This is a genomic window from Pseudodesulfovibrio piezophilus C1TLV30 (assembly GCF_000341895.1).
GTDB lineage: Bacteria > Desulfobacterota > Desulfovibrionia > Desulfovibrionales > Desulfovibrionaceae > Pseudodesulfovibrio > Pseudodesulfovibrio piezophilus.
In genome coordinates this window covers 290,507-305,000 of the sequence record NC_020409.1, presented here as the reverse complement: position 1 = coordinate 305,000, position 14,494 = coordinate 290,507, and the positions used below count along the sequence as shown (strand labels likewise).

9 protein-coding genes (1 of these 9 only partly in view) are annotated in these 14,494 nt (G+C 45.8%); 8 read left to right on the top strand and 1 reads right to left on the bottom strand.

Going from position 1 to position 14,494, the window contains the following annotated elements:
• Positions 1–1,116, top strand: partial view of a signal recognition particle-docking protein FtsY gene (gene ftsY, locus BN4_RS01500; RefSeq protein ID WP_041720081.1) — the 3' portion only. The gene continues 291 nt to the left of window position 1, outside the view; the window shows 1,116 of its 1,407 coding nt (coding positions 292–1,407); its start codon lies beyond the left edge, outside the window; the stop codon is at positions 1,114–1,116.
• A 23-nt stretch (positions 1,117–1,139) separates the two neighbouring features.
• Positions 1,140–2,609 carry a 30S ribosomal protein S1 gene (locus BN4_RS01495; RefSeq protein WP_015413582.1) on the top strand — a complete coding sequence of 490 codons (1,470 nt, stop codon included), beginning with the start codon at positions 1,140–1,142 and terminating at the stop codon, positions 2,607–2,609.
• Positions 2,610–2,694: 85 nt separating this feature from the next.
• Here BN4_RS01495 and BN4_RS01490 read toward each other — a convergent pair whose 3' ends face one another.
• The gene (locus BN4_RS01490) at positions 2,695–3,525 is read right to left on the bottom strand and encodes a pseudouridine synthase (RefSeq protein ID WP_015413581.1); all 831 of its coding nucleotides are present in this window, start codon (positions 3,523–3,525) and stop codon (positions 2,695–2,697) included.
• A gap of 177 nt (positions 3,526–3,702) precedes the next feature.
• Here BN4_RS01490 and BN4_RS01485 point away from each other — a divergent pair, with 177 nt between their 5' ends.
• From BN4_RS01485 to BN4_RS01460, 6 genes are all read left to right on the top strand, one after another.
• Positions 3,703–4,593, top strand: a complete 891-nt coding sequence (locus tag BN4_RS01485) for a DMT family transporter (protein ID WP_015413580.1) — start codon at positions 3,703–3,705, stop codon at positions 4,591–4,593.
• Between the two features lie 3 nt (positions 4,594–4,596).
• A complete protein-coding gene (locus tag BN4_RS01480; RefSeq protein ID WP_015413579.1) occupies positions 4,597–7,743 on the top strand; it encodes a UvrD-helicase domain-containing protein in 3,147 nt (1,048 codons plus the stop codon).
• Positions 7,744–10,632, top strand: a complete 2,889-nt coding sequence (locus tag BN4_RS01475; RefSeq protein ID WP_015413578.1) for a PD-(D/E)XK nuclease family protein — start codon at positions 7,744–7,746, stop codon at positions 10,630–10,632.
• Between the two features lie 454 nt (positions 10,633–11,086).
• Positions 11,087–12,286 (top strand): L-2-hydroxyglutarate oxidase, encoded by a 1,200-nt coding sequence (lhgO, locus tag BN4_RS01470; protein WP_015413577.1) that lies wholly within the window; start codon positions 11,087–11,089, stop codon positions 12,284–12,286.
• Between the two features lie 87 nt (positions 12,287–12,373).
• A complete protein-coding gene (locus BN4_RS01465) occupies positions 12,374–13,474 on the top strand; it encodes an NAD(P)H-dependent flavin oxidoreductase (RefSeq protein WP_015413576.1) in 1,101 nt (366 codons plus the stop codon).
• A gap of 373 nt (positions 13,475–13,847) precedes the next feature.
• A complete protein-coding gene (locus BN4_RS01460) occupies positions 13,848–14,210 on the top strand; it encodes a hypothetical protein (protein WP_015413575.1) in 363 nt (120 codons plus the stop codon).
• The last annotated feature ends 284 nt before the right edge of the window (positions 14,211–14,494 follow it).

The following is a 14,494-nucleotide window of genomic DNA, read 5'->3' as shown; positions in this document are numbered from 1 at the left end:
GGCATTGAAATAAAAGGGCCTGTTCTTTGGGATCGGCTTACTTTTCTCTTCAAGGCACTCGGTGCTCCTGCTTCAGAAGCTCAAGAGTTTGTCAGTCAATTCGATGCATGGCTGACCGAAATGGGCTACCAGGCCGTTTCCGAATTCAAATCTGAACTGCAATATCGTTTGGCCCTGGTGCTAGAACTCGAAGATGAAGAAGATGAACGTGACCGTCTCTTTCTAAAACTCTCCGAAGGTATTTCCAAAACCAGAGAACAGATAACAAAACGTATTGACAGTTTGCTCTCTTCCCATTCAAAACTCGACGATGCCTTTTGGGAAGAATTTGAAGAGATTCTGATCATGGCAGATGTCGGTATGGAAGCAGCAACTCAACTCATGGAAAACCTCAAGGAACGAGCCCGCAAAGCCGGAACGGATGATCCTGAGGATTTTAAAGACATTCTGCGCGATGAGCTTGAGGATATTTTCAAAGTTCCTCCCCGAATTGAGGCTGTTAATCCTCCTGAAGTTTTGATGATGGTTGGCGTCAACGGAGTTGGCAAAACAACAACCATTGCCAAACTTGCTCACCGGGCGCAAATGCAGGGACGCAAGGTACTGATCGCAGCAGGTGATACATTCCGCGCTGCGGCCATCGAACAGCTTGAAGTATGGGCTCAACGCATTGGTGCCGGTTTCTTCGCCAAGGCAGAAGGAAGCGATCCGGCTGCTGTGGCATATGAAGCAATGGACAAGGCTGTCAACGAAGGGTACGACCTGCTTCTTCTCGATACAGCAGGTCGTTTGCATACTAAAGTAAACCTGATGGAAGAACTCAAAAAAATTGAACGTGTAGTTGGTAAAAAACATGAAGGGGCACCGCACCGCTGTGTCTTGGTTATTGATGCTACTACCGGGCAAAATGCTCTGTCACAAACAAAACTTTTTAATGAAGCGGTCGGCGTGGATGAAATCATATTGACCAAACTTGACGGAACAGCCAAGGGTGGCGTCGTGGTGGCCGTAACTCTTCAGAACAAACTTCCGATCACCTTTGTGGGACTCGGAGAAAAGATGGAAGATCTTCGCCCATTCAACGGCAAAGACTTTGCGAAAGCCTTACTCACTTAACCCTATTAAACGACGGTAGAAACGTGTCTGAAGAATTCAAGGAACGTAATGGCGTGGAAGAAGGCGAAGCCAGCTTCGCCGAACTGTTCGAACAGTACAGCGAAGGCGGCGGAGATGATCTGAACATAGGAGACAAAGTCTCCGGACAGGTTATACAAGTTGGCGAAACCACAATCTTCGTCGATACCGGCACTAAACTGGACGGCATTGTTGAAAGAGAAGAGCTTCTGGACGAAGAGGGAAACTGCACAGTCCAGGAAGGCGATACGGTAGAACTGTACGTTGTCGGCAAGGATTCCGGCGGAATCAAACTTTCCCGAGCATTGTCTGGTATCGGTGGTATCGCCATGCTGGAAGAAGCCAAAAGCGCAGGACTCCCGGTTGAAGGCAATATTGACTCAACCTGTAAAGGTGGTTTCAATGTTACTGTCATGCACCGTCGGGCATTTTGTCCTGTCAGTCAGATTGACAACCGCTTTGTGGAAAATCCAGAAGAGTATGTTGGCAAAACCCTCGAATTTCTCATTACCAAACTTGAACAGAATGGTCGCAATGTCGTCATCTCTCGACGCACCTTGCTGGAACGAGAGACTGCGCAGGCCATGGAAGCATTTACAGCGGAATCCGGAGTCGGCGATGAAATCGAAGGCATTGTGACCCGTCTCGCTCCATTTGGGGCCTTTGTGGAAATCATGCCGGGTTTGGATGGCTTGGTACATATCTCACAGATATCCCATGGCCGTATCGGACACCCGGAAGAAGCTGTTTCCATAGGGCAGAAGGTTAAGGCAAAAATTACAAGCTATGAACATGATGACAAAGGACGTCTTAAAATTTCCCTGTCCATGAAAGAACTCGCACAGGACCCGTGGGAAACAATTTCCGCGACGTTTACTGAAGGAGACAAAGTTACAGGCAAGGTTGTTCGCCTTGCTGATTTCGGCGCATTCGTTGAGATAGCACCCGGTATTGATGGCCTCGTGCATGTGTCTGAAATGAGCTACACGCAGCGGGTGCACAAACCTTCTGACTTTGTGCAGGAAGGTCAAACTGTTGCAGTCAAAATCAAATCCATAGATGCGAATGCGCGCCGCATCGGATTGTCCATGAAAGATGCCGAAGGTGACCCTTGGATGGATATTGAAGAGAAATTCCAGTCAGGACAAAAAGTCACAGGAATTGTGGAGAAGCACGAACAATTCGGGATATTCATTCAGCTGGAACCTGGAATAACAGGCCTTTTACCCAAGTCTGTTATTGCCCGCTCTGAAAAACCTGCCTCGTTTGAAAAACTCCACTCAGGGGACTCTGTTGATATTATTATTGCCCAGGTACGAGCTGGGGAAAGAAAGATATCTCTGACGACCGGAGATGTCCAAGATGATGGTTCTTGGAAAGAGTTTGCTCCAAAGAAACAAAAAACATCTCTCAATACTGGCGGTATGGGGCTTTTAGGAGCCAAATTGCAGGAAGCGATGGACAAGAAAAAATAATGCACCATAATGAATAATAAAGAAAAGCCCGCCCAGTTTCACCTGAGCGGGCTTTTCTTACTTTAAAATTTCTTTTTGATACTCTCTATTGCCATGGCGCATCAATCGATGCTGAAAAACCAGGTAACTCAACCCGGTAATGACAAAGACTTAGCAACTTACCGTCTCCCCCATTGCCATAGAGGGGATCTCCGAGAATGGGATGCCCTAGAGATGCCAAGTGAACACGAATCTGGTGCCGCGCTCCTTTATTAATCAAACACCTGACAACAGTCGTATCTTTCTCATGATCATGAGAAAGGACGTCTACAGCCGTCCAACGCCTCTCGTCTATTGAATCTTCGCCAAGCGTCCGTGTCTTTTTTCGATTATCAGCATCAAGCGTAGTTTTGATCGTAAAAACTCCATCTAAACGCCCGTGTACTTTGGCCTGATAAAATTTCTTAATTTTTCCCGATGACTCAAGCTCTCGATACAAACTTGCCCCTTCATTACTCATTGCAACGAGAAGCAACCCGGACGTTAAGAAATCCAAACGATTGAGCAAGATTGGTGATTCCCCATCCAAAAGATCAGGTAATAAAGATTCAATACTTAGAGAGTCTTTTCCGGCAATATCGGCCGAATGGATACCCCCAGGTTTGAAAACAGCAGCAAACAGACCAGCTTTTTTGACAACACGCACGCCAAATTGATTCTGCGACATTTGCCTATCCTTTGAGAGCAGGACAATCTCTTGTCCGCCCTTCACCTTATACCCCGGTTTTCTAATTCTCTCTCCTGCCAAGACAGTCCCTTCGTTGCAAAGGCGACGCCGTAAACGCAACCCTGCATCAGGAACAATTTCTGCCAGGAGTTTATCAAGACGCACACCCTCCAGCTCATCCGGTACAATATATATATCCTTATTTTCCATACGGCGAAGTATATACGGACAGCCCCTTGGAAGGCAATGGATTATCTTGTCCCCCTTTGACGCAAAGAATGAAAAAGCCTAAATGAATTCTGCGGATAGTGCTTCACTCTAACCAGATCAAGGTAGATATATGCAAACGATTTATGCCACCCTCATTGTTCGAAAAAGGATATCTTAATGGACTTCCGTGGTTTTCTCTATGTCGTCTGTGCTGCCTTTATGTGGGGAAGCACCGGAATATTTGCCAAAGAACTCTTGGCAGAAGGCATTGCTCCTTTGGAAATAGCTTTTTGGCGAGCAATGTTAGGATGGGTTCTCTTCGCAGTTCATGCTTTCCTTCGGAAACAAGTCTCAGTCAGGCGAAATGATCTCCCCGTCATATGTGGATTTGGTATAATCTGTATTACGCTCTTCTACGGTTCATATCAAATTGCCATTCGTGATATCGGCATGGCAATGGCTGCAGTACTCTTGTATACAGCGCCTGCATGGGTAGCGTTGATGTCCTGGCTTCTCCTCAAAGAAGAAATGACACCAGTAAAAATGCTCAGTGTCCTCATAACCATTATTGGAGTTGGGTGCATCTGCCTCGGTCCCACAATAGTAAGCGCAACAACCATGCCATTGAACACATTTGGTCTGAGTATGGGCCTCATCTCAGGGTTCACTTATGCACTCTACTATATTTTCGGGAAAAAATTTTTCCACAAGTATCCTACCCCGACAATTTTTCTTTACGCTTTACCCATCGGTTCAGCCATGTTGTTTCCATTCATCGAGTTCCAACACAAAACACCTTATGCTTGGGGACTTCTTGTTGGTTTGGCCGTGGTAACAGCTTACGGCGCTTTTAGCGCATACTATGCAGGACTGAAACGACTTGAAGCCACGTATGCTTCTGTCATCGCAACCTTTGAACCTGTTGTAGCCGCAGTTTTTGCCTACCTCCTTTTTGATGAACACTTTTCTCTGTCAGGATATGCTGGCAGTTGCCTGATCATCGCAGCCGTTTTTCTGGTTGTTATGTCTGGTTCCAAAACAAGCCACACAGCCGGTGTCGAGGTATAGTCAATGTCAGAACTTAAACAGGTCAAAGCCTCAGCAGGATCAGGCAAGACATATCAATTGACCAGCCGATTCCTCAGCCTTCTGGAAAATGCAGAATCAGACAGTAAGCCCTTTGCCTGCACCAGCAGCCCCCGACACGGCTATGCATGGCCGGAAATCATGGCTGTGACGTTCACCAACAAAGCTGCAACGGAAATGAAAGAAAGGGTCGTAGTCGGCCTTAAGGAAGCTGCTTTAGGGTTGAATACCAACCTGTCGGAATGCTCCTCTGAAACAGCTTCAAAAGCCATCGACACTATATTACGTCGATACCATCGACTCAACATTCGTACTATTGATTCCCTCCTCGCATTACTTCTCCGGCTTTTTGCGCTGGAATTCGGCATCCGTCCTGATTTTCAAATCGTCTTCGAAGAACGGGAGCTTTTCGATACTGTCTATGATCATTTCATTAATATGTGCATAGAAAGCGGCAGTGAACAGGACTTACTCTCTTCCACAGTTTCCACCATGATACAAAACGAAGGGAAAGGTGGGTTCTGGATGCAGGACACAGTTCGAAAACGACTTTTCGAGATGGCACAATTCCTTCGGACCGAAGAAACGCCCCTCCTGTGCGACCAGGAAACCATAAAGGGCTTATTGACTGCAACATTTGCAGATTACAAACAAACCATCCAGTGCACTTTGGAGTATTTCACTGACACAGGACTCCCATTTGACAAACGATTTGTTACTTATCTGAAAAAGAGCCTCGCCACTGAGCTTTTTGAGACACCCAAGGACTCGACCTTTATACACAAACCAAGCTTACAGGACTGCGTCAATAAAGCTGGAAAAGAGAAAGTTGATGCTCGGGCAGAAGCAGAATATGCCGCCCTCAAACGGGCATGCTCCCACTATGCTATAGAGCACGCGACATTGACAGGAGCTTACTTTCTCGCTCCAGCTATCAATATTGCTCTCAGGCTTTTAAATGGACTGGATGAACTGCAAAAACAACGCGGATTGATCCTTGGTTCTTCCCTTGCCGGGTTTGTCAATGCTCTCTTGGCTTACGGTGACCCTGTCTCCGAGGCTTACTGCCGCTTGGGATGTCGGCTGCATCATCTTTTAGTGGATGAATTTCAGGACACCAGCCGTGCTCAGTGGCAGGCCATCACTCCCCTCGCGCAAGAATGTCTGGCCAAAGGCGGCAGCCTTTTCTATGTCGGAGATGTCAAACAGGCTATCTATGGTTGGCGTGGCGGCGACTCCGCTCTTTTTGATGAAGTTATGATGCAACCAGAGGTCGCTTCGCTCGCTCTTACCAAAGAGCATGACTCCTTACCTGCGAATTGGCGGAGTTTTAAAAACATTGTTGAATTCAACAATACCTTTTTTGACAACTTCACAAATCCATTCCAATCCTCCGAACTCACGGAAACGCTTTTCAAAGGTGCTCCTGAAGACTTCCGAAAATCTTTTGCTGAGGAGCTCACTCAAAGCTTTTCAGCATGCTCACAAGCCATTTGCGATAAGAACCTCACAAGTGAAGGCTATGTTCGCATGGAACTCCTTTCTGGTGGCACCAATGACGAAACCGAAACAGCGGTTCTTGATTCTCTCAGTCAACTTCTGGATGAACTGACACAACGGCGACGTTTCCGTGACCTGGCGATTCTTGTCAGAACACATACCCATGCTTCGCTGATTTGTGATCTGCTGGTCCAGAAAAACATTCCGGTCATTACGGAAAACTCTCTCCAACTTGATAGGCACCCTATCATCCGTCAACTTGCAGCTTTTCTCGCATTTCTCGACTTTCCAAGGGATGATCTCGCATTTCTTACTTTTGCTTCAGGTCGAGAAGTCTTTCAGGCTGAGGCCATGATGGAAGAAACTGATTTTCTTGACTGGCTCAGTCATCCGAGAAAACGTCCTCTTGGAGTCTGTTTCCGAGAAGATTTCCCCAATGAATGGAAATATTTTATTGAGCCATTTTATAATCAATCAGGGCTAATGACGCCTTACGACCTTGTCCGAGAAGCCATTCGCACATTCCGAGTATTTGAACGCCATCCCGAAGCAGAACTGTATGTCCGCCGTTTTCTGGAGGTTATCCACCTGGCAGAAGAAAATGGGTATGGTTCACTCTCGGGATTTCTCGAATACTGGGAAGAGAAATCAAGTGAAGAAAAGGTCCCACTGCCAGAGAATATTGATGCAGTGAGAATTATGACTATTTATAAATCAAAGGGACTTGAATTTCCCGTGGTCATCATCCCGTTTCATAACTGGGCAGCCAAACCGGACAAGGATTTTGTTATTCGCTCTCATAAAAAGCATCGTCTTCTGGTTCCCATGAGAAAAGGACTCGGAAAACCGTACCTTACCAGTCTTGGCCGATCCGCAAAGGAACAACTCAACCTTCTCTATGTCGCCTGGACTCGGGCACGAGAGGAACTTTACGGATTTTTCACGGAAAGCTCTGCAAAATGCCCTGCATCAGTAGCTATGAATCTTTTTTTGAATATGAATGATGAACCTATTTTAGAATATGGCAGCATACCGACACAAGGGAAAATATCAAAAGTGGAACCAGCCAAGCCTCCAGTTATACTTGAGGAACAAGATCAATATCCTCAGCTCATGGAATGGCTCCCCCGTCTTCGGATCTATAGGCATAACCTCGACGAGTACTTCTACAATGAAAAGATGAGAGGGGAAGTCGCCCACAGAACCATGGAGCACTTACAAGTGACTGACAATGATCTGATCGATATGAATAGGGCCATCTCTCTGGCTTTTCAAGATTTTCCTGCGCTGGGAGCTTTGGGAAAAAAAGAATTCGATCGTCTTGAAGATGATCTTCGAACCATGGTCGGCTGGGTCCTTGGTAATCCTACCTTACGACAATGGCTCAGTGGAGGAGAAAAAGAGCCGGAAATCATGGACGCTGAAGGGAATTTCAAACGGTTTGATCTTCTCTGTCGCACCCCGGAAACAATCGTCGTCGATTTCAAGACAGGCCGCCCCTCGCCAAAGAATCAGGAACAAGTGCTTGATTATATGCAGATACTCAATCAAATGAGTGGGTTAACACCAGCAAAAGGCTACCTTGTCTATCTTGACCTTCAGGAAATTCGTGAAGTCAGGGAGACTAATTAGATGAGAACATTCACGCTTATTCCCTGGAATCAGGATTTCATGACCGCTCTTTCAGATATCCTGGTTCAGCGAGATGACTTGAGTCAATGTACGGTGCTTTTCCCTCATAACCGGCCTAAAAGATATCTCAAAATCCATTTAAAAGAGGATATAAACCTCCCTCGACCTGTTTTTCTCCCTCGCATGATTTCCATTGTCGAATTCATTACAGAAATCAGACGAGAAATGATCACTCCTCCTGTGAAACCTGTTCATCAACTTGATCTTGTCGAATTGTTACGTGAAATTATCAGTGACCTCAGACAATCAGGGACAGGGCTACTGGCTCGCTTGCCGGAATTGAGCAGAGAAGATTTTCTTCCTTGGGGCATTCGCTTGGTAAAACTCATGGAGGACCTTCTCCGCCAGAATATGGAACCGGAAGACCTAAAGTATATGGAAGGAGAAGTTTCGCAATATGCGAGTGGCTTGCTGGAACAAATAAGCACCATTCACCACGAATATATCACCCGGCTCTTTGCTCGGAACTGGACAACTCCAGGGCTTGACTGGCGGTTCATTACGAAAAACATTGCAAAAATTTCAGACCATTTGGCAGATTCACCTATCATTGCTGCTGGTTTTTATGCCCTCAGCGGCGCGGAAGACATTCTATTCAGACGGCTGTGGGATGACAATGTCCTTCATCCCATAATTCATTCCGACCCAGCCCTTGCGGTAGGAGGGCGAAAACATTGGGCCACCACTGAGCATACAGCCTGGCTCAACAGATGGAGAACCAAAGCGGAGATCCCGCCGGGGTTTATTCCTTCAACACACGAACCGAATGTCCGCTTCTGTGAGGGATTCGACAGACACTCCCAACTCGCAGCATTATCTGACGATATGGAGGCTACACGCAGTCTTGATGATAGTGCCGTCATCCTTCCCGATGAAGGAGCAATGCTTCCGGTGCTCCATCATTTGCCGGACAAGGAACCCAATATCTCCATGGGGTACCCCCTTGACCGAACGTCCTTGGCCCGGCTGATTGAAGCCATACTCACCTTACAAGAAAACAAATTGGAAGACGGCCGATATTACTGGCGCGATGTCGTCAACCTGATCCGTCATCCTTACCTGAGATTACTGGGAGCTGATGACAAACCATTGCGAAAAATCTTTCATGTTTGGGAGGCAGACATACGATTGGGAGAACGATATATATCCCCTCTTGAATGGAAACCGCCCTATGCAGATAAAATCCTGGTAGAGTTGAACGAAAAGGAAGCCGATCCTCTCAGACTCATGATACTGAATTGCTGTATAACCACTTTCGAAACAATCAACTCTCTCGAATCACTGGGGAGTGCCCTTGTCAAACTCGCCTCCATGCTCCACAAATACGGTGAAAAACTGTGGCATACGTATCTGGTAGATGCCGAATGTTTATTCAGATTGACAACATCCGTTATACCGCAACTCAACAGTGTTGAATCTGCACAAGAGGAATTCAGCAAAACAACCTTGTTTTCCTTGCTCCGGCAAATTCTTTCGCAAGAAAGGGTATCATTTGAGGCTGAACCCTTGGGTGGGCTACAGGTCTTGGGAGTACTTGAAACACGATTGCTTCATTTCAAACAGCTTTTCATTCTTGACGCTGTGGAGGAAAGACTGCCCGGAACCAATCCATACGACCCGCTTCTCCCTGACCCTTTGCGCAAACTCCTCGGCCTTCCTGATACAAGAGAACGTGATAATGTCTCTGGTTATAACTTTTACCGTCTTCTCATGGGGGCAAAAGAAACCGTTATCTATTACCAAAGTGGTACGAAACCGGGGGTGCTGGATTCCAAATCAGTCCGAAGTCGGTTTGTTGAACAACTTCTTTGGGAACAGGAAAAGAAAAGTCAGGAACTTCTGACTGACGGAAGTGATATGATTCACACTGTTACTTTTCCTGCGGGATCATTGCAGCAAAATACCAGCTCAATAACGATGACCTCTCAATTACGGGAAGCCTTGCACAAAACGCTTAAAGAAAAAGGATTATCTCCGTCCGGCCTTGATCGCTATCTCCAGTGTCCAAAACTTTTTTTCTATCAGACAATCGGTAGGATTCGCCCTGTTCAACAAGTGGTGGAAGACGGAGACAGAAGTGAATTCGGCACCCTTATCCATGACGTTCTCAGTGAATATATGCGCCCATTCATTGGGAGAAAAACCAACTTTGCTTCTTTGGACCCAACGCCACTTCTATCCATGTTTGAACAGCGTTTCAAAGAGAACGCCAATTTTACACATCTTCCCTATGACACACGATTGGCACTCACTCAAACAGGCCGTTTTCGCCTCAAAGCCTTCCATGAAACACAGATCCCGGCCACCCTTCTCGGGCTTGAAAAAAAACTGGTTACAACTCATGCTTCACACTCTCTTTCCATTCCATTGACGGGCTACCTGGATCGGGTTGAAGAGCGCGATGAAGGTATTGTCATCCTGGATTACAAAACAGGCGGCGGAGTTCTTCCGCAAAAAGGATTCTGGGAAGATATGGAAATTTGGCAACGGATATACGATGTAACAGATGGAGTCCCTGACAAAACATTCCTGACAGACCTTGCGAAATCAGTCCAGAGTATTCAACTCCCGATGTACATGTATCTCTTTCAACAATGCGAGAAAAAAACTCCGCATGATGCGGGACTCATCAAGCTTGCAGAAAATGGAAAAACAGAGCTGCTCTTTGGCAAAAAATGGACTGATGCAGAGCGATTGGACGTAGTTGAAGCCATGACACCAAAGCTACTCAAGGCACTCATTCATCATATGTTAACAACAGATGAAATGAGTGCCCAGCCTGGACGAAGATGCCAATGGTGTGACTACAGAATCCCTTGCGGACAATGAGGAAAAACAATATGCAATAGCATGGTGGCTCAATTAGCCGAGTGTCCACCATGCGCCTTGAAGATGGAAAACACATCCCGAATTGTACCGAATAATTTGTCAGAGAACATGATATCCGATCAGCACTCTGTACCTTGATTGGCGAAGTAGATATGGGAAAGATTGTCGCTGGCTCCGTCAATGCGGTGAGAATTATTATACCGATCATGAAATCCTGCGTAAAGCACATTTTTTTGGGGGACAGAGCTCCTTTTTATCGATGATGAAAATGCACCAACACTTCATATGCATGCATCATTGGGACGAGGTGTAGAAGTCATAATAGATATATTCGTCCCGGACTCGATGTCTGGCTGATTGAGGAAGTGCTCATCACAGCCATTGTCCAAACCCACATGATAAGAAAAACGGATGAGGAAAGTGCCCTCAACTTGCTGAAAAAAGGATAAAATTCATGTTTTCTGGGGAAATAGTCATTTGCGGGGGGGGGATAATTGGGCTCACATTAGCCCGAGAACTCCTTAAGATCGGAGCAGATGATATTATCATTTTTGATAAGGAAAAAGAGTTGGGATGCCATGCTTCCGGGAGAAACAGTGGGGTGCTTCACGCCGGAATCTACTATGATCCCGGCACACTCAAGGCTAACATGTGCCTAACAGGTAACCAACGTATGCAGGCGTATTGCGAAGAGTACGGTCTCCCCATCCTTAAATCCGGTAAAGTTATAGTCGCTCGGAATGAAGAAGAACTGACCACTCTTGATGAATTACAACGCAGAGCAGAAGCCAATGGTGCAACCGTGGAAATGCTCGATGAAAAGCAGCTCGCAGAAAGAGAGCCGAACGCCAAGACTTTTGAACGGGCACTCTTTTCTCCCATGACCGCAGTCGTTGATCCCAAAGCAATTATTGCTCAACTGAAGTTGGAATTGGAATCATCCGGTAAAGTTCGTTTTTTTAGGGAAACACAATTTATCAAAAAAAAACCAGGCAACGACCAAATCGAAACGGATCAAGGAGATATTGCCTATACAATCTTCATCAATGCAGCTGGAGCATTGAGCGATAAAGTGGCTCAATCATTCGGTCTTGCAAAAAAATTTCGTCTTTTGCCGTTCAAGGGAATCTATCATCAACTCACAAAGTCGGCAGCACAAAAGATACGAGGCTCAATATACCCTGTCCCCAACATCAAAAATCCATTTCTTGGGATTCATTTTACAAGAAGTCCACATGGCAATGTTTATCTTGGACCGACAGCCATTCCCGCATTTGGCCGCGAAAACTACGGACTCTTCAAAGGAATTGATTTTGAAAGCCTCTCAATTCTATACAGAGATATCCACCTGCTCATACGTAACCCAAAGTTTCGGGGAATTGCACAAGAAGAGCCTAAGAAATATATTTTCAAACATTTTTTTTCTGACGCGGCAAAGCTTGTCAAGCACCTGACTCCTGACGACCTCGTTCGCTGTTCCAAGGTTGGTATCCGTCCACAACTGGTTGATGTCAGCACCAGTCAACTTGTCATGGACTTTGTCGTTGAAAAGCACGAAAATACAATCCATATTCTCAACTCCATTTCCCCAGCCTTTACAAGCTCCATGTATTTCGCTGAGTTGATTGTCAATAATTATATCAACCATATATAAAATTCAATTCAAACGACTGTTTATCTTGACTTGACCATATTTTGAGCGCACATACGAAATACTCAATACTATAGATGAGGTATATTCATGAAACTTCCTACTTTGTCATTTGGTGATTTAACTGCCAAGTTGCCCATAATTCAAGGCGGCATGGGAGTTGGAATTTCACTCTCCGGTCTCGCGAGCGCTGTTGCTAATGAGGGCGGAATTGGTGTTATAGCAACATCCATGATAGGTATGCGCGATCCAAAACGCGCCAAAGATCCTGAAGGAGCCGACCATCGAGGGCTCATTGAAGAAATAAGAAAAGCACGTGCAAAAATGACTGATGGTCTTTTGGGCGTTAACATAATGTGCGCCCTGACCAACTATGGAGATATGGTACGCACTTCTCTGCGTGAAGGGGTTGATATCATTATCTCTGGTGCAGGCCTCCCCCTTGATCTTCCCGGCTATCTTCGGGAAGTCTCAGAGGATGTCAAAACCGAGATGAAGACAAAACTCGTTCCCATTGTTTCCTCTGGCCGTGCGGCTTCTATCTTATGCCGAAAGTGGTTAAATAAATTTGATTACCTGCCTGACGGTTTCGTTGTCGAAGGACCGAAAGCTGGTGGACATCTGGGCTTCAAGGCAGAGCAACTCGAACAGCCTGAATACCAGCTTGAAAACATCATGTCTGAAGTTATTCAGGCAGTGACACCATTTCGCGAACAGCACAATAAAGGAATACCAGTGATAGCCGCAGGAGGAGTATACACTGGTGAAGATATAGCCAAGTATCTCGAACTGGGAGCTGCTGGCGTCCAGATGGGAACCCGCTTTGTCGCAACCTATGAATGCGATGCTGACGAAAAATTCAAACGGGCATATGTTCAGGCACAAAAAGATGATGTCACTATCATCAAAAGCCCTGTAGGGTTGCCTGGAAGAGCCTTAAAAAATGCATTTCTGGATGCTGTCGCTACTGGATTGAAAAAACCGAAAAGATGCGTTCATAAATGCCTCCACAGTTGCGCGGAGGAAAAATCCCCCTACTGCATAGCCCAGGCCTTGGTTAACGCGTACCGAGGTAGACTCAAGCATGGTTTCGCATTTGCTGGAGCCAATGCTTACCTTGTCGATAAAATTGTTTCAGTGAAAGAACTCATGAATTCTCTCAAGGACGAGTACGAAAAAAAGATAAAATAGGCTTGATCGAAGCCTCCTCCCCAATAACACAGAAACCCCATTCTCCATGAGGATGGGGTTTTCTCATGCTCCACCCCCTTCTCCAATCGTAAATATTCATAACAGACAGTGCCGATAGGGTGGGAACATGAAGTGCTCTATTCCGGGAAATACGAATGACTGTTTTTGTGGAATATCGAGCCTCCTTCTCGGACCCAAACAACTTAAAAAGTGTCGAAAAGACTTTCGATGACATCCTATCAATGGGCAAATTTTACTTCATTCATTATAAAATTCCCCAAGTGAGTTATTATAGAAATCTCAAGCTTTCCCATTTCTTCTCACTGATATATGCTTGGATAAATCTTCAACCCACCGAGAAAGGAGACTTACTATGCCCAATATGGACTACCCTGGTCCCTGCCCCAGTTGCATGGGAATTGACGGCTGCCCGACTGAAGCTGGAAAACAGGAAGCCGTTGCTCATTACTGCAAAGGCCTCGAAATGGAGTTGAATACCTGGAAGGCCCGTCTGTATGACATCCTTGCAGCTGACCAAGGGGATGATATTGCTGATACTGTGATCCTGATAAAATCAACGGTAAAAGAACTGGAAGTTATTGCCAACGAGATGCAGCAAATTTGCCCGACAAATATGGGTGAACAAGAAAAGGTAATTGGAGGTAAACTGGAAGACCTTCGAGTTCATTACACGAAAGCTCTGGAAGTTGTCGCGCCAGGTTGGTTTGGAGGCTAGACAACCATTTCAAAAAACCGAACACCGCTTCGCTATTTCCAATGAAAGCTCAAATCAACCTTTTGCAAACGAGGTTGTCTTTGAGCTTTTTCAATAACAAATACGTTCACAACACGCCTCACTCAAAAACAACTTCCTTCGAACACGTTACCATCGTTTGAGAAAGACACCGAAGCAGTTCATACACCCACTGCACGTGTGCCATTCTTTGATATCCCACAGCTCTCATTGACGTTGTATCAAAGATGTGTAGATGATAGATACAAAAGATACGCTCGGTGGAT